This window comes from Jutongia huaianensis, assembly GCF_014384985.1.
Lineage (GTDB): Bacteria > Bacillota > Clostridia > Lachnospirales > Lachnospiraceae > Jutongia > Jutongia huaianensis.
In genome coordinates this window covers 452,716-470,467 of the sequence record NZ_JACRSX010000001.1, presented here as the reverse complement: position 1 = coordinate 470,467, position 17,752 = coordinate 452,716, and the positions used below count along the sequence as shown (strand labels likewise).

At 40.0% G+C, this 17,752-nt stretch carries 17 protein-coding genes; all 17 read left to right on the top strand.

Translation table 11 applies throughout. The annotated features are described in order from the left end of the window. Positions 1-650: hypothetical protein (locus tag H8704_RS02065; RefSeq protein ID WP_249297089.1), on the top strand; the 650-nt coding region annotated here is incomplete at its 5' end. Positions 651-662: 12 nt separating this feature from the next. After that, positions 663-1,499: a serine/threonine-protein kinase gene (locus H8704_RS02060; RefSeq protein ID WP_249297087.1), complete on the top strand. Its 837-nt coding sequence runs from the start codon at positions 663-665 to the stop codon at positions 1,497-1,499. A gap of 32 nt (positions 1,500-1,531) precedes the next feature. Then, a complete protein-coding gene (locus H8704_RS02055; protein ID WP_249297086.1) occupies positions 1,532-2,728 on the top strand; it encodes a hypothetical protein in 1,197 nt (398 codons plus the stop codon). 166 nt (positions 2,729-2,894) lie between these two features. After that, positions 2,895-3,236, top strand: a complete 342-nt coding sequence (locus tag H8704_RS02050; RefSeq protein ID WP_249297084.1) for a hypothetical protein — start codon at positions 2,895-2,897, stop codon at positions 3,234-3,236. Beyond that, the gene (locus H8704_RS02045) at positions 3,227-3,499 is read left to right on the top strand and encodes a hypothetical protein (RefSeq protein WP_249297082.1); all 273 of its coding nucleotides are present in this window, start codon (positions 3,227-3,229) and stop codon (positions 3,497-3,499) included. Before H8704_RS02050 ends, H8704_RS02045 begins: the two co-directional genes overlap by 10 nt. Before the next feature lie 139 nt (positions 3,500-3,638). Beyond that, positions 3,639-5,555: an ABC transporter ATP-binding protein gene (locus H8704_RS02040; RefSeq protein ID WP_249297080.1), complete on the top strand. Its 1,917-nt coding sequence runs from the start codon at positions 3,639-3,641 to the stop codon at positions 5,553-5,555. Continuing rightward, positions 5,548-7,416, top strand: coding sequence for an ABC transporter ATP-binding protein (locus H8704_RS02035; protein ID WP_249297078.1), 1,869 nt, complete (start codon positions 5,548-5,550; stop codon positions 7,414-7,416). The genes H8704_RS02040 and H8704_RS02035 overlap by 8 nt, the downstream gene beginning before the upstream one ends. Continuing rightward, positions 7,391-7,582: an aspartate dehydrogenase gene (locus H8704_RS14345; RefSeq protein WP_118679475.1), complete on the top strand. Its 192-nt coding sequence runs from the start codon at positions 7,391-7,393 to the stop codon at positions 7,580-7,582. The genes H8704_RS02035 and H8704_RS14345 overlap by 26 nt, the downstream gene beginning before the upstream one ends. 57 nt (positions 7,583-7,639) lie before the next feature. Continuing rightward, the gene (locus H8704_RS02025) at positions 7,640-8,032 is read left to right on the top strand and encodes an alpha/beta hydrolase (protein ID WP_249297076.1); all 393 of its coding nucleotides are present in this window, start codon (positions 7,640-7,642) and stop codon (positions 8,030-8,032) included. Positions 8,033-8,101: 69 nt separating this feature from the next. Next, entirely contained in the window at positions 8,102-8,398 is a 297-nt protein-coding gene (locus H8704_RS02020) for a hypothetical protein (protein WP_022463679.1), read from the top strand. 50 nt (positions 8,399-8,448) lie between these two features. After that, positions 8,449-9,603, top strand: coding sequence for a flagellin lysine-N-methylase (gene fliB, locus H8704_RS02015; RefSeq protein WP_249297074.1), 1,155 nt, complete (start codon positions 8,449-8,451; stop codon positions 9,601-9,603). A gap of 133 nt (positions 9,604-9,736) precedes the next feature. Then, positions 9,737-10,318, top strand: coding sequence for a sigma-70 family RNA polymerase sigma factor (locus H8704_RS02010; RefSeq protein ID WP_118679481.1), 582 nt, complete (start codon positions 9,737-9,739; stop codon positions 10,316-10,318). A gap of 37 nt (positions 10,319-10,355) precedes the next feature. Continuing rightward, positions 10,356-11,402 carry a DUF4179 domain-containing protein gene (locus H8704_RS02005; protein ID WP_249297072.1) on the top strand — a complete coding sequence of 349 codons (1,047 nt, stop codon included), beginning with the start codon at positions 10,356-10,358 and terminating at the stop codon, positions 11,400-11,402. Between the two features lie 125 nt (positions 11,403-11,527). After that, positions 11,528-14,746: a carbamoyl-phosphate synthase large subunit gene (gene carB / locus H8704_RS02000; protein ID WP_249297070.1), complete on the top strand. Its 3,219-nt coding sequence runs from the start codon at positions 11,528-11,530 to the stop codon at positions 14,744-14,746. A gap of 207 nt (positions 14,747-14,953) precedes the next feature. Further along, the gene (locus H8704_RS01995) at positions 14,954-15,688 is read left to right on the top strand and encodes a helix-turn-helix domain-containing protein (protein WP_249297068.1); all 735 of its coding nucleotides are present in this window, start codon (positions 14,954-14,956) and stop codon (positions 15,686-15,688) included. Between the two features lie 39 nt (positions 15,689-15,727). Beyond that, on the top strand, positions 15,728-16,285 hold the full coding sequence (locus tag H8704_RS01990) for an RNA polymerase sigma factor (protein ID WP_118679489.1): 558 nt from the start codon (positions 15,728-15,730) through the stop codon (positions 16,283-16,285). Beyond that, positions 16,282-17,745: a hypothetical protein gene (locus tag H8704_RS01985; RefSeq protein ID WP_249297067.1), complete on the top strand. Its 1,464-nt coding sequence runs from the start codon at positions 16,282-16,284 to the stop codon at positions 17,743-17,745. The genes H8704_RS01990 and H8704_RS01985 overlap by 4 nt, the downstream gene beginning before the upstream one ends. Positions 17,746-17,752: the final 7 nt, after the last annotated feature.

The window sequence follows — 17,752 nt, the reverse complement described above, 5'->3', positions numbered from 1 at the left end:
GGGATGAATGCGAGTTAGTAAGAGAATTTGTTGAATTCTATATAGATATGTTCAAAAGAATGAATAGAAAGAGTAATTTAGCAGTGTTTATTGAGCCGAGAGTAGAAACTGGATTTCCTGATATAGTATTTGCAAAATATAATCCGAGCATGATAGAGTCTTGGAACGATAAAAGAAGATGTTTGGTTACAAATGATTTAAAAATATTATCGCAGTTAATATATTCAAGAGGATGTTCAGGTGAACATTTGCTAAAATGTTTAAAATTATCAGAAAGACAGACATTGGAATCTTTAGAACGGTTACTAGATGCAGATATGATAGTGCGTAAAAATGGAGTATGGAGAGCACAAAGTTTAAAGAAAATATATGGCATAGAACGATTGATTTCGGTTGAGGCCAAAATGTGTGATATGAAAAAGGTTCTTGAGCAATCGGTAAAAAACACATGGTTTGCTTCACAGTCATATATATTGACAGGTGCTAATAAACCTAAGCAAGATACAATACTGAATGTTCGAAAACAAGGTGTAGGGCTTTATTGTAGAGGGGAAAAATTTAAAAAGGTGGTAGAAGCAAAAAAGCTGGCTTTGCCATCGAGTTATCTGTCTCTGCAATTTAATGAATGGATTGGTAATGCTATGGCTTAGAAAGGAATTATAATGAAGACATTTGAAAAATTAAGCGAGGAATATAATAATATAAATATGATAAAACGTGGAGGTCAGAAAATAGTATTTTCTGCGACGAAAAAAGAGTGGGGGCAATGTGTGATAAAACTTTATTTTGCCCAAAATGATCCACGCTCGCTTAGAGAAATTGAAATTGAGAAAAATATCGATTTTCCAATGATACCTAAAATTTTTGATACAGGAATTGTTGAATATGAAACCACAGAAACCTTGTATGTAGTGGAAGAAAAAATAGAAGGAAAGGAATTAAGAGAGGTTTTAGACAATGGTAAGATTTTTTCATTAAAAGAAGCGGTTAGTTTTCTTGAACAAGGACTAGAATTTATAGCATATATAGAAAAGAAAGGGATAGTACATAGAGATATTAAACCAGAAAATATTATTGTAAACAAAATGGGAAAAATATTTTTTATAGATTTTGGAATAGCACGAATTATAGGTGCTGATTCTTTGACGAAAACAGATGCATTAATAGGACCACATACTCCTGGTTATGCTGCGCCGGAACAGTTTAATAATTTAAAAAGGGAAATTGATTCAAGAACAGATATTTTTTCATTAGGGGTTGTGACATATGAATGTATTACAGGAAAAAATCCTTTTAGAGAGAATGCTGCAAATGCATTAGAAGTTTTACAAAAAACAGAGACAATTACTCCGGTAAATTATTCTATTAATGGAGACACTCAAAAACAGTTTATGGCGTTATTGGGTTCTATGATGGGGAAATATCCATCTAGGAGACCTAAAACTGCCGAGCAGGCGTTAGGATGGTTGCGAGCGGCTAAGTCTACTTTTGTAATTTGATGATATAGCAAATTGAGATAGGAGAAAAAAGTATGGATTTATTTTTGCAAATGGGACATGGAATGCAAGGAGTGGCAAAGGAATTAATTAAAAATCAGGGGACAGGAACGGTTATTATTAGTCCAATGAACATTAAACCAACAAGTATAGTTAAATTTTCAAATGATATACAAAAATTAGGGGGAGAAGTGTTGTTTGATCCACAGTTGTATTATCCACGTAAATTCCAAAAAAATTTAATGTTATATGACTACTGGCCAAAAGGGGATTTTACAGCACTTGAGGGAGGAAATTTTGAACAGTTGGTTTCAAAACTATCTAAGTTGAATCAAGATATTGGGACAAATAAAATGATTTTGCCGGCAATAACAACAAAAAAAATTAATCATCTATGGAATAAGATTCAGAAAATATGTATTGAAAAAGCTGATGATTATGCACCAGATTTGGAAAAAATACATACGATTGCATTATCTTGTGAGGTATTAGAGGATGAGGAGCAGATTGAGTCAATAATTGCATATGCTGAGGAATGGAATATTGCTGAAGTTTATATTGTTTGTGAACATCCGCAGAAATTATATTTAGTGGATCGCCCATTATGGGTTACCAATTTGTTATCTTTAGTAGCAGGGTTGAAGAGACAAAAAAAGAAGGTTATCGTTGGATATGCTAGTCATCAATTGCTTTGTTTGGCATTAGCTAAGTGCGATGCTATTGCTTCAGGAAATTTTTTGAATCTTAGATGGTTTCAACCAGAACATTTTGTTACTGTTACAGATAATACACCAAGTAGGAGAGCTATTTGGTATTATTGTCCACAGGCATTGTCTGAGTATAAAATCCCTTTTTTAGACATTGCTAAGAGAATGAATTTGTTAGATAGACTTGAACCAGCAGAATCTATGAAAAGTAAGTATTGTGACATGTTATTTAGTGCAGCTTTGCCATCGTCTTCAGGTTTTACAGAAAAAGAAGCATTTAGACATTATTTGTATTGTTTAAATGTACAATGCAGAGAAAGTGTTAGAGAAACATACCATGAAACAAGAGATGCACATATAATGATGTTACAGACTACGGAACAATTGCTAAATGGCTTAAACGAAAAAGGAATAAAAGGACAAAATAGAGATTTTATAGAGATTTTAGATGTAAACAGAGCTGCAATTTCGGCATTTGATATGTCATACCAGTTTCCAATGGAACAGGAATGGAATAGTTTGTAAATGAGAATCTGATAAATGCCCTTCTAATGTAACCCTCCGCATAGGCAGCAATCGCCGACAAGTAGGATTAGTTTGATATTTTAAAAAGGAAATGTTGTAAGAGACATTTTAATGAATGAGTGCCTCTGCCATTGCTTTGAGTAGTGGAAGAGGTACTTTGTTTTTTATGATATGTAAGAAGAACGTGATTGGAAAAACAAAACAGCAGAATATATTTGGAAACAGAGTTGGTGAAGGAATAGAAAAGATAATAGCGGCGATTGCCTTTTGGATACCAATGGCAATTTCTGATTTTTCAAAATGGAAAACAATAGGATTGATAGTACAGATTATATTAGTGATATTGGGGATAGCCTATACATGCTATGCAATATATTATACATGTCGTGTTGTTAGAAATCCTTTTAACAAAGATAGATTACATCCACATTCAATTGTCTTGATAAAGGATACATTTCATTCAAATGATAATCGGTTTTTACTTTATTATGATGCCAGATGGAATTAAAAGTTTCACAGGATAGTTTAGAGGGCGCTGTTGCTTTTGAAAAAGTACACGAAAAATATTCTGTTAGTGCAAAGGAGAACAGGTGTTATCGTCATAGATTTTATCAGTTTTTAATTAAGGAGTTTAATGAAGAAATAGAACAGGATTCGTTTGAAATCGATGGAAAGAAATTTTATTGGATGTCTATTGCAGAAATGGAACAGGATAAGAGAATCATGGAAGTGAATAGTGACATTGTCAGTATGGTGAAGAAAGTAGCATAAATTACAGAATATTGCAATTCCAAAAGATGTTAAATGGATAGGAAATAAAGCATTTTACGGTTGCAAAAATCTTAGATATATTTTGATTAAAAGTAATCAATTGAACAAGAAACAGATTGGAAAGGATTACAAATTTAATATGGAAAAAATGAATAAAGAATATCCGATTTTAAGTAATTGGAAGTTTGTGTTTCATGAAATGTACAGCTTCGATCATAAGTATCCATGGTATATTGCAGTACGGTCAGTAGCAGGATTTCTGGCTCCGTTTATTGCAGCGGTCATTCCAAGTGTTGCGATTAGTATGGTTGAAAAAAGGGCAGATTTTTTAACCTTTTTTGGTACAATGTTTTTGTTTGTGCTTGGGAATATGATCATGGGAATCATTTCTACGAAGTATGATTTTATAATAAAAAAGAAAAATTATAAGGTGCTGTTTCAATCTGTTCAGAAGAAAGTGATCAGTAAAATTATGACAGTAGATTATCAAATTCTGGAGAGTGCAGAAGGAAAACAATTGGCGGATGGTGCAAAATACAGTTATTCCGTGGAATGGAATGGCTGGAGCCGCATTATGGATATGTTTACCCCCTTTGCATTTAATTTGTTGGGGATTGTTGTATATACGATCATACTGATTCCAAGATGCCCGTGGGTTCTGCCGGTTTTTGCGGTTATGAGTATTATGAATGTGATGATTGAGAGAAAAATTGCGCTCCAGGGTTACCGGAAATACAGAAAAACAATCTGGGAAACCGATTCCAGAGTGGAATATTTTTTTCAGAGAAGTACGTCGGCTACGGACGGTAAAGATATTCGGCTGTACCATATGGAAAAGTGGTTTGTAGATGTTATGAAGACGTTGGTTCAGAGGCGGATGAAGGTATGGAAACGTGTGGAAATGTATTATTTTCTGCCGCACCTTTCGGACACGATCTGGTCGTTCGTGCGTGACATCATTGCGTATACTGTGTTGGTGAATCAGTTTCTGGCAGGAGAATTGAATGCGACCACGTTTACATTTTATCTGGGAATTATTACCGGATTTGCGGGCTGGTTAAATGGTGGCAATATGGGAGACGGCTTTGTGCACGCAAACAGTGAGATGATCCGTTGTAACTGGGGAATTAACGATTATCGGAGTTTTATGGAATTGCCGGATTCGGAATATACCACAGATAAAGAGAATCAGGGAAGCTTTTATAATGAAAGAAAGGCAGATCAGGAAGAAACTTCAAAAACAATCTATACAAAAAATGGGACAGATAAAACAGAGAAAGGTGTCACGCTTGAATTCAAAAACATATGTTTTCGTTATCCCGGTGCAGAACAGGATGTGATACATAATCTGAATCTTAAGGTGAGTGCAGGAGAAAATATTGCACTGGTGGGCGTAAATGGAGCCGGAAAGACTACCTTAGTGAAACTTTTATGTGGTTTTTATCATCCTAATAAAGGACAGATTCTTATTAATGGCAGAGAAATTTCTGATTATCCGGAGACGGAGTACCGTAAGTTAGTGGGTGCAGTATTTCAGGATATGATGGTGATGGCCACTTCGGTAGCAGAAAATATTGCCTGCGAAAAACAGGAAAATATCAACGAGCAGAAGCTGCAGCAAGCAATGCAGCTTGCGGATATTGAGGATAAGATCTGTTCTTTGCCTAAGAAAGAAAAGACGGCTGTCACCAACTTTTTGGATAAGGATGGCGTATCGTTTTCAGGAGGAGAATTGCAGCGTATATTACTGGCACGAGCCTTATATAAGGATGCGCCGCTTTTATTGCTGGATGAGCCGACCAGTGCATTGGATCCGTTGGCGGAAACGGCGGTTTACGAGCAGTATCACCGGTTATCACAGGGGAAAACGACGATTTTCATTTCCCATCGTCTGGCGAGTACCAAATTTTGTGACCGTATTATTTACTACGAAAATGGTCAGGTGAAAGAGGATGGAACGCACGAAGAACTGATGAAAGAAAACGGTGCGTATGCTAGAATGTTTGAGATACAAAGTCAGTATTACAATGAGAAAGGTGGTGATTCCAATGAGTAAGCATGCGCTCAGTAATGAAAAAGAATCTGCAGGAAAAATTTTGAAGAAATTTATGCATGTCATTGGAATCAATCATAGACTATGCAAGTGGATTCTGCCATGTAATCTGGGGAAAAACATTATTATGGCGGGGTTGCCGTATGTGGGGATCGTATATGGATGTGATATCTTAAATGCATTGGTGGCGCAGGATACAAAAAGTAACATTATGAGTCTGGTTTATCAGCTTTTGGGAATTACTTTCGTTATGACACTTCTGTACCATATTTTGGACAAAGCAGGAAATGCTATGCGGGATAGTATCCGTTATCGGATCAAGGCAGATATATCAGGTAAAGCGGCAAGCCTGGATTATCAGGAACTGGAATCTCAGGAAAGTATGCAGCTTCTGACAGCAGCATTAGAAGGAGAGAAGGAGAGCGGCGGCATTTATTGGTTTTCGGATAAATTGGGAGTGCTGATTGGTGATGCTGCCTCCATCTTCTATGCATTTATTGTACTTGTGCCAATATTAACAGCGAAACAGCACTTGGTTGGAAATGGTGCAATGCAGATTCTAAATTCGAAGTGGATCATATACCTTATTTTTATGTTAAATTTGTGTTCCATGTTCCTTTTTATGTGGATATCCAAGCGGGGCAACAAAAAGCAGTACGAAATTTATGAGGAAAGTCTGGATGCGATTCGTAAGGATGACTATTTTTACCGGGAAATTCTCAGCAAATATACGACAGGGAAAGAAATTCGTCTATATGCTTTAAAGGATTTACTGCTTCGTGATATGACCGGAGTGTGGAATGAAAAATGCGATATTCAGGATCGAAAGCTGGATATTCAGGAAAAGATCCGGATTCGTTATCTGATCGTTCAGGCACTGCTTCTGGTGATTTCCTATACGGTGATCGGTGTCAGGGGTGTCAATGGAATGATCACAGGAGCGGAAGTAGTCAAATATGTTTCGGCACTGACAGCACTGGGAGGAGCCTGCCAATATATGGTGGATCATTTTGAAACGGTACTGCTCAATATGCAGTATTTGCATCATTATTACGAATATCTGCAGCTGCCGGATCACAAAAAGGCAGGGGGTAAGTCTACGGCGGATTTGAAACCGCAGGAGCTGGTGATTACTTTCGAGGATGTAAGTTTTCGATATCCCGGATGCCAAAAGGATAGTCTGAGGCATATTAATCTTACATTTCATTATGGAGAAAAAATTGCTCTGGTAGGTCCAAATGGTGCAGGAAAAACAACCTTGATCCTGCTGTTATGCAGGCTGTATGAACCGACGCAGGGACGTATTTTGTTAAATGGTATGGATATTCGTGAATACGATTATGAAGAATATCTGGCAATGTTTGGTGTGGTATTTCAGGATTTCAAGTTGTTCGCTATGACGGTGGCAGAAAATGTTGCGGCAAGTGAAGAGTATGATGATCAGAAAATAGAACAGGTTTTGCAGAAATCCGGTATATGGGAACGTGTCCGGAAAATGAAACAGGGAATCCATAATCCATTGTATAATGTTGGTATAAAAGGTGTTGAGGTTTCCGGGGGAGAAGCACAAAAAATTGCCATTGCGCGAGCATTGTATAAGAATGCACCATTCATTATTCTGGATGAACCAACCAGTGCATTAGATCCTATGGCGGAGTATGAGATTTATTCAGGCTTTGATCGTTTGATCCAGGATAGAATGGCCGTTTACATATCCCATAGAATGTCAAGCTGCCGGTTTTGTGAACGAATCATTGTACTAAAAGATGGACAGGTACAGGAGCAGGGAACGCATGAAGAGTTAATAACTCAGGATGGAATATATGCGATGATGTGGAATGCACAGGCACAAAATTATCAATAGGATGAAGGTGATCAGGGCAAGCATCTGTAACGGGGAACAGGTCGCCGGGTTTAAGGATATCCATACAGGCAGGATAGAAGAGGTAATGTTGATAAAGAGTCCGGCGGATCTTGAGGCGTTTCAGAAAATGTACGGTATTGATGAAGAGATAGAAAAGGAATACTAAAATGAAAGAAAATTGACATATATTTTCTGCAGCAAGCAAAATGAGGTATGCACAGAAATGAATTTAGAAAATTCACTGGCATATGATAATTTTATAAATGATCTGGAAAAGGATGTTATGCCATTTGTAGAAAAGACATTTTCTGTCTCGACAGGAACGGAAAATACAGCCATTGCGGGATTTTCTATGGGAGGCAGGGAAGCGTTATATATTGGCATTCAGCATCCGGAACAATTTGGTTATGTGGGAGCGGTATGTCCGGCACCCGGATTGGTTTCAGGTACAGATACATCACAGCATCCGGGCCAGCTGAAAGATGATGAGCTGAAATTTGATAAAACAATGGATCTCCATATTTGCTATGTCTGGCAGCTGCTTGATGGGACGGGACATGATGAGAGCAGTGTAGAGATTTATCTTTATAACTATATGCAGATGATTTTTAAATAATATATATATTAGTACAGCGAATCATTAACAAAACTTTCTAATTTTTATTGTATCAGGAGTGACGATTTTATGGAGAGAAAGAATAAAAAATCCTTCCGCAGTGAGGAGGTATATCAGGCACTGCTTGATAAGAAATTTCCGGAAGAGTTATGCCGTGAGATTGCGTACAAATATATGACGACAGACTATACCGCAACAAGAATGCTGGGTTATTTGTACCGGATCACAGATCCCAGCATCGAGATGGTAGTCGATGAAATGCTTGCGATTTTGGAAGACCGGGAACGGTTTCGTAAGAAGCATGAGTCTGAGACAGCACAGGCGGCAATCACTCGTTTTTACAACGAAGGCATTGTTGAGCGATAAGAGAGTAGAAAACTTTAATGTGAAACTGCAGGGAAAGTGAGAAAGAAAAGATGAAATTATACCAGCCGGATTATTATGATAAATTTCAGTGTACCGCATCGGCATGTCCTATGACATGTTGTATGCAGTGGCGTATTGCGGTGGATGACGAGACGCTTTTTCATTGGCAGGAGGACTGGAAAAAGCATGTGAAAGAGGTTGAAGAAGGACACATTATCCGGTTAAATAAAGATGGCATGTGTCCATTTCTTAATGAGGAAAAATTGTGTAAAATTGTATTAAGCCATGGAGAACAGGCAATTTCTCATACTTGTCAGACTTTTCCGAGAGAAGAGCACAGGTATAATGACAGAATAGAACAGTGTCTGACTCCCGGATGCCCGGCGGTACTGGATCTGATGTGGGAGCAGGATGACTTTCATATTTTGGAAAAAGAAATTAAGGAAAAGAAAACTCAGACACAGAAAATTTGTGGACAGAAAGTGAAAGAAACGTCCCAAAATGAAGAAATTTGTGAATTAAATCCGGTGTTGTTTAAAATCAGAAATTGGTTTTTGGAAATTGTAAATGACAAGCAGCTTCCATTAAATACAGCATTGGAAATTTGTTTTTTGATCGCATTGGATCTTTACGAATTAGAGCAGAAGGGAGTTCTTGAGAAGGAATTTTTACATTATAAAAATATAACGGATCTTCAGAAAATTAGGGAAGCCATTGGAGCGAACGATCAAATGACAGAAGACCGTCTGGAAGAATATAATTTATTGTTTTTAGATATTTCTGAGATATATCGGAAACAAAATATTTATGCAGATTTTCTGGTGCCCCTTGCAAAAGAGGCGGAGGATCTGGATTGTCAGAAAACAGAATGCTGGAATAAGTTTCTGCCAAAGCTTGCGCAATGGAAACAACATCTGAGGAAACTGTTTGCGGAAGAAATGTCATCGGCTGTTATTACACCGGGCACAGAGCCGGTGCAGGATATCCTCGTAAAATTAGAATGGATGGCAATGGAGTATGCCGTACTTTTGCAGGTGTTATTTTTGCATGGGTACAAAGGGGAGATAACCTATGAAAAATTAAGGGAAAGTGTATGTGTTATTTTTCGGATGATGGGATATGCGGATGACGATATCTGGGAGTATATGGAAAATTGTTTCGATCAGGTGATCTGGCCGTGGGAATATTATGCGTTGTTGGTATAGCATAATGAAATACAAGACTGCCCGCACAAAAATATGTGTGGGCAGTCTTTTTTGATAGATTTCCGTATTTTTATCCGTAATAATAAGTGTAACACAAATATCCGGATAAATTGTCTGTTGGTGAGGAAACGATATGAAGATAAACGAAGAAAATTATATGGATCAATTACAGAAGCATAATGAAAAAGCACTGCTTTATGTGATTGATGAATACGGGGGACTTTTAAAAGCAGTGATCTCCAAAAGTCTGTTTCGTATGCAGAGCTATCAGGAGGAATGCATGAATGATGTTTTGCTGGCCATATGGGATCATATAGATTCCTTTCAGCCGGAAAAGAACAGCTTTAAAAACTGGATCGCGGCGATTGCAAAATATAAAGCGATTGATTACCTGAGAAAATATCAAAAGGAACAGATGGAAGTATCGCTCGAAACGGCAGAGTGTGATCGTATAATGGAATCAAAACTGCCTGTCGTGGCAGACGCAGATGAAATATCAGAGGAGATGGAGGCATTATTATCATGTTTATCGAAGCGGGACAGAGATTTGTTTCTGCGTTTATATGTAGAAGAGGAATCGGTAGAAGAAATCAGTCAGTCAGCGAAATTGAGCAAGCCTGTTATTTATAACAGACTTTCCAGAGCGAAAAAGAAATTGCGTGCCAGAAAAAAAGAACAAAATAAAAATATTGTTAATGTCCACAAAAAGGGATAGCCGTGAAAATATCACTGATCAGAAAAGAGGGATTATAATGAATAAATTATATGAATTATTAAATGAGGTATCTGTTGATTTAGAGGAATATGAAGGGAAGAAATTATCAGAATTGGAAACAAAGCGGATCAAAAAGAATGTATTGAATGAGATAAAGGTGCGAAAGAAGCAGAATAACACAAAATGGACCACCCTTGTAAAAGCCTGTGCCTGTGTTGTGCTGATTCTGGGAGCAGGAAGCGCCGGGATTGCTGCAGCGAATGGACAGCTCCCGGAAGGAATAAAAAATCTGTTTGGTATCCATTCAGAAAAAGAAATTCAGATAGCAGGTAAAATGGGAAAAGCATTGGACATTACTTCTCAAAATGCAGGAATTAAGATTACAGCCGAGGGCATTATGCGCGACGCAAGACATGTGGGTATTGTTTATAAAATAGAAAAGTCCGATGGGAGTATGCTGGATCAGAAGGGCCGGAAGTGTACCGGAGCAGAATTTGTGGAGGATGACTGTCTGGGCATTGGGGGAAAGCTGTGGACCAGTGGAAGTCAAGACTGTTTGAAGCAGGAATGGAATCGTTATAATATCAGATATTATACCATTTTTAATTATGATGAACAGATAGGAAAGCATCTGCAGATCACCATATCAGATCTTAAATTATGGTTTGGGGATGACATGTCTCAGGTTGACATTCAGGGAAAATGGACGTTTGATGTGATGACAGATTGCAAAGATTCTTCAGTGAATCTTGCACAAGGGCAGGAGCTGCAGTTTGGAAAAGAAAAAGCGACCCTGAAGGAATGCAGTATTTCACCGATGGGATATTATCTGGAAGTCACTTCCGAGGAGAAATTTAATGGAAACAAAATTATCAAAGGGGTGGAAGAAAATGCTTCTCTGTATTTAAAAAATGGAGATAAAATTGCATTCGACGGAAGCAGCGCACCGGTGCTTCATAAGGATGGAACATGGTCTTTTAAAATAATAGGAACCTTTGATGCATGGATCATGCCGGAGAATCTGGATAAAGTAACCATCGGTGATTATGAGTTTAAATATGAATCGGTAAAAGACAATCTTTAATTTTATCTGAGGGGAAATAAATACGGGCATAAATAAAAGAAATGGGATAGCTTTTCCTGTAGATTTGTGATATGCTGAGCTTTAAGGATGCAATCCATTTAATTACAAAATGAAGGAGATTATTTATGCCAAAAAGAGACGACATTAATAAGGTTTTGATCATTGGTTCCGGTCCTATCGTGATCGGTCAGGCGTGCGAGTTTGACTATTCCGGAACACAGGCTTGCAAAGCACTTAAGAAATTAGGATACGAGATCGTGCTGGTAAATTCCAATCCGGCAACGATTATGACAGACCCGGAGACAGCAGATGTTACATATATCGAGCCGTTGAATGTGGAGCGTCTGGAGCAGATCATTGCGAAGGAACGTCCGGATGCGGTTCTTCCGAACCTGGGAGGTCAGTCCGGTTTGAACCTGTGCTCTGAGTTATATAAAGAGGGGATTTTGGACAAATACAATGTTCAGGTTATTGGTGTTCAGGCTGATGCCATTGAGCGTGGTGAGGATCGTATCGAGTTTAAGAACACCATGGATGAGCTCGGCATTGAGATGGCACGAAGCCAGGTGGCATATTCTGTGGATGAGGCTCTTGCGATTGCAGATGAGCTGGGATATCCGGTTGTTCTTCGTCCTGCTTACACCATGGGCGGTGCCGGTGGTGGACTTGTTTACAATAAGGATGAGTTAAAAACCGTATGTGCAAGAGGTCTTCAGGCCAGCCTGGTAGGTCAGGTGCTTGTTGAGGAGTCTATTCTGGGCTGGGAAGAGCTGGAGCTGGAGGTCGTTCGTGATGTGGAAGGAAATATGATCACGGTCTGCTTCATTGAAAATATTGATCCGCTGGGTGTGCATACCGGTGATTCTTTTTGTTCGGCTCCGATGCTGACAATTTCAGAGGAGACACAGAAGAGACTGCAGGAACAGGCATATGCCATTGTAGACCGGGTTCAGGTTGTGGGTGGAACCAATGTACAGTTTGCCCATGATCCTGTTTCTGACCGTATTGTTGTAATAGAAATCAATCCGAGAACGTCCCGTTCTTCGGCATTGGCTTCGAAGGCAACCGGTTTTCCGATTGCATTGGTATCCGCAATGCTTGCATGCGGACTTACCTTAAAGGATATTCCATGTGGAAAATACGGGACTCTGGACAAATATGTTCCGGACGGAGATTATGTGGTAATCAAGTTTGCACGATGGGCGTTTGAGAAGTTTAAAGGCGTAGAGGACAAGCTGGGAACCCAGATGCGTGCAGTCGGCGAAGTGATGAGCATCGGTAAGAATTACAAGGAGGCTTTCCAGAAGGCAATCCGTTCTTTGGAGACGGGACGGTACGGCTTAGGACACGCCAAAAATTTTGATAGTCTGACAAAGGAAGAACTGTTAAAGAAACTGATCACACCGTCGTCTGAACGTCATTTTGTGATGTATGAGGCCCTTAGAAAAGGTGCAACAGTTGACGAGATCTTTGAGATTACAAAGGTAAAAGCGTACTTTATCGAGCAGATGAAGGAATTGGTGGAGGAAGAGGAAGCATTGCTTGCGGCAGGCAAGGGCAAGCTTCCGGCAGATGACGCACTGATCCGGGCAAAGAAGGACGGTTTCTCTGACAAATATCTGAGCCAGATCCTGGAGGTCTCTGAGGAGGATATCCGCAATAAGCGTATCGCACTTGGCTGTGAGGAGGCATGGGAAGGTGTTCATGTATCCGGTACACAGGATAGTGCATATTATTATTCCACCTACAATGCAAAGGATGAATCAAAGGTATCAGATAACAAAAAGATTATGATTCTGGGTGGTGGCCCAAACCGGATTGGTCAGGGTATTGAGTTTGATTACTGTTGTGTACATGCAGCACTGGCTTTGAAAAAGCTTGGATTTGAGACAATTATTGTAAACTGCAATCCGGAAACGGTTTCTACCGATTATGATACTTCTGACAAGCTTTATTTTGAGCCACTGACACTGGAAGATGTTCTGGCAATTTACAAAAAGGAAAAGCCGCTGGGCGTGATCGCACAGTTTGGTGGACAGACTCCTTTAAATCTGGCAGCAGAGCTTGAGAAAAACGGAGTAAAGATTCTGGGTACATCTCCGGAGGTCATTGATCTGGCAGAGGACAGAGATCTGTTCCGCGCCATGATGGATAAGCTGGAGATCCCTATGCCGGAAGCCGGTATGGCAACGAATGTTGAGGAAGCAGTCGCTATTGCAAACCAGATCGGATATCCGGTTATGGTACGTCCATCCTATGTATTGGGCGGCCGTGGTATGGAAGTCGTATATGATGATGAGTCTATGGCAGATTACATGAAAGCAGCCGTCGGTGTGACACCGGATCGTCCGATCCTCATTGACCGCTTCTTAAATCACGCACTGGAGTGTGAGGCAGATGCCATCAGTGACGGAGAGCATGCATTTGTTCCGGCGGTTATGGAGCATGTGGAGCTGGCGGGTGTTCATTCCGGAGATTCCGCTTGTATTATTCCATCGGTTCACATTTCTGCAGAAAATATTGCAACGATCAAGGACTATACCAGAAAGATCGCAGAGGAAATGCACGTGCGCGGCCTGATGAATATGCAGTATGCCATTGAGAATGGAACTGTTTATGTATTGGAAGCCAATCCAAGAGCGTCCAGAACTGTTCCTCTGGTTTCCAAGGTATGTAATGTGAGAATGGTGCCGTTGGCAACAGATATCATAACCTCAGAGCTCACAGGAAGACCTTCACCGGTTCCGTCCCTGAAGGAAAGCAAGATTCCATATTACGGTGTAAAGGAAGCGGCCTTCCCATTTAATATGTTCCAGGAGGTTGATCCGATCCTCGGACCGGAGATGCGTTCCACCGGAGAGGTGCTTGGTCTTTCTCCTTCTTACGGAGAGGCATTCTTGAAGGCGCAGGAGGGTGTCGGCTCTAAGCTTCCGATGTCCGGTAAGGTATTGATCTCTGTAAACCGCAAGGATAAGGCAGAGATTGTGGATGTAGCAAAGGCATTCCATGAAAATGGTTTTGAAATTGTTGCCACGGGCAATACCTATGAGCTTATCACAGAGGCAGGCGTGCCGGCAGAGAAGATCAACAAGCTTTCCGAGGGCAGACCAAATGTATTGGATGCCATTACAAACGGGGACTTTGATCTGATCATCAATTCTCCTGTGGGTAAGGACAGCATCAACGATGACAGCTATCTGCGTAAGGCTGCCATTAAGACAAGGACTCCTTATATGACCACAGTGGCAGCGGCCAGAGCGGCTGTTGAGGGTATCTCATATCTGAAGAAGCATGAGAGCTGTGACATTAAGAGTATTCAGAGTCTGCATGCAGAAATAAAATAATGATTGGGCTGACGTCCGTTTGAGATCATATTTATTAGGGCGAAAGCCCATAAAAAAGCCTGTTACCGGAATGGTAACAGGCTTTTTAAGGATGGTGCTTGGCTTATTTAGTACGATATAGAATAATGATGCAAGGGGCAAATTATCTTTTGATCCCAACATTACCAAATCAAAGAAATAATTTGAAAGGACAGGTAAGTTTAAATTATGGAGGAGTTCGGTCAAAAACTGCGGGAAGTAAGAATTGCGAAGGGGTATACACAACAGACTCTTGCAGAAAAGCTTTATGTCACACGCCAGACTGTGTCCCGATGGGAGAGTGGAAACCGTTATCCTGATCTGGAGACTTTAAAAAAGATATCGGTAGAGCTGGAGGTGAGTGTGGATGAATTGCTGTCAATAGAACCTCATCCTGATGAGCAGAAGGAGATGACAGCAGAGGAAGAAAAGACAACGGATGTTTTTGAAAAATCAAAAGAAAAGAATATTATAAACAGAGTGATGGCAGTCTTATATATGATCATCATTGCTGGCCTGACAATTTATCTGCTGGGAAATCTTAAGGAAAACTGTATTTTTAATGGAAACTGTCCTAATCCGGAGGCATACATATATATTTTGCTCGATTGTTTGATCAAAATATCAGTATACTTCATTGGGGCGGTAGGAGCCGGGCTTTATTTTCGCAGAAAACATGGCAGAATCTGGGGAGGAATATTGATTTATGGTGTGTCTGCGTATGCGATCTGTTCAAACTTGAAGAGCATTTTCTCTACGATTCATGTCATTCAAGAGAATTCTCAGAGTATGGCCAGCGGGACATTGAGGTTAAATGTATTGTATTTTGTAATTTGCGCTTTTGTCGTGACGGTATTTTGTTGTCAGATCTTGCTGCAAAAACCTCCTCATGTGGACAATAAAATTGAAACTTTTCCGTCGTAAAATCCTACTTATAGGACAGAGCAGGAAAGGAGAAAATACATGGAAGATTCCGACATTATAGAATTATATTGGCATCGTTCGGAGACGGCTATCCTGGAGACGAAAAAGAAATATCATAAATTGTGCAGTCATATTGCCGATAATATATTGCATTCCAGAGAGGATTCCGAAGAATGTGTTCAGGATACTTATCTGGCAGTATGGAACCGGATACCGGAGGAACGCCCCCATTATTTCCGGGCATTTGTCTGTAAGATTACCAGAAATATTTCATTGAACCGGCTGGATCACAAAAGAGCCGCCAGGAGAGACGAAAAAAACACGGTATCCTTTGAGGAACTGGAAGAGACCTTTTCCGTTATGCCGAACTTTTCAGAAAATATAGAATGGGAGGAGCTGACGACAGAAATAAACCACTTTCTTAGTAAATTGCCGGTCAACAAAAGAGTCATTTTGGTAAGGCGGTATTTCTTTGGCGATTCCATTGCAGAGATTGCGTCTGATCTGAATATGAATATCAATTCCGTGAAAACGATCCTGCGGAGAGAAAACCGGAAACTCAGAGAGTATTTGAGGAGAGGGGGCTACGGTAAATGACAGAAAAGGAAGTGATATTACACGCTTATGGAGAGATTAAAGAATGTTTTATCGAAGAAAGTCTGGAATTTTCCGGTACTTCAAAACGTATTTCTCCATGGCGGTGGATTGCAGCAGCGGCTCTTATGATTTTGTTATTTTCGACAGCGTACCGGGTAAATGCACAGTTTCGCAAATGGATCATTTCCATTGTGCCGGTTACCACCAGAGAACAGATCAAGGAAAAGAATACTTCTCCCGGACAACGCGGATCAAAAAGGAAACAAGAAGGGATTGAAATCTCTGAAGTCAAAGAAATTGAGAATATATTGGAAGCACAGTATATAACGGCGAACCATTATGTAGAGCCGTATCAGGATATTTATATTTCGACAGAACAGGGGAAAGAATCTTATTTTTCCATCAAAGGAAATGCCATCGTGCCGATTTCGAATATTCGTCATATCAAACGGAAGCTTCACTGGAAAAAGCATACCGGATGGATCAATGCGGATATGATATCGGATCAGGAAAATCAGTATGTCTATAACCTGATTCAGGAAGACGATGTACCAGATAACGGACAGTATACTTTTTCTCTGTCGCAGGATGATGCCGGAGAATATTGGGTTACTGCATCGGCGGAGTCACAGATGGAGCCGTATTCTTATCCGTTAAAATATAACGTAAACACCAAAAAGCTTACGGACGTTTTTGGTGACATCATGATCAGAAACAAGAGCCTGCAGAAATATCATGTGGTCACAAACTGGGGAAAGCTGTCAGATCACCTTTGCTGTGTGCTTGTGGGGGATACACAGAAGGATGCAGTATATTATCTGATCGATATGATGGATCATACAGCCGTGTCTATGGAAAAGCTGACAAAGATGGACGATATCTGTTTTGTTCGAGGACTGGAGCATTCTGTAATATTTGGAACGATATCGACGGAACAGCACAAAGACAGTGGGGATGCGGATGGAGGTCTGACGGCTGAAAATGAAATACAGGATTATTATGATTGTTATCGCCTTGACCTGCAAACAGGGAAGCAGCAGGAATTGTATCATCACGTTCGGATCTGGTCAGAGGATCCGGAGGAAGATGACAGTGACAGAGTGGCATTTACCGGGGGAAGATATGATCTGTTGGAGCAGAGGAAAAAGGTTTATCTGGTAGATGAATTAACGGGGAAACGCACAGAGATCGAGAAATTTGACGGAAATCTGGAAATGGGATCTGTGCTGGTGAATGATTCCGGAGATAAACTTCTTTTTTTCGGAAAATTTACAGAGAGGTGTGTGAGAAAAATCGGTGTACTTGATATCCCAAAGAAAAAATTATATCTGATTGACAGGGAGAATCTCACAAGCTATGATGAAAATGCCATTAGCTGGAAGGATGACACAACCTTTGTGATCCAGGCGGACAGAAAAGGACAGCAGGGGAGTGCGTTTTTCTGCTATCATATAAAATAAAGAAAAG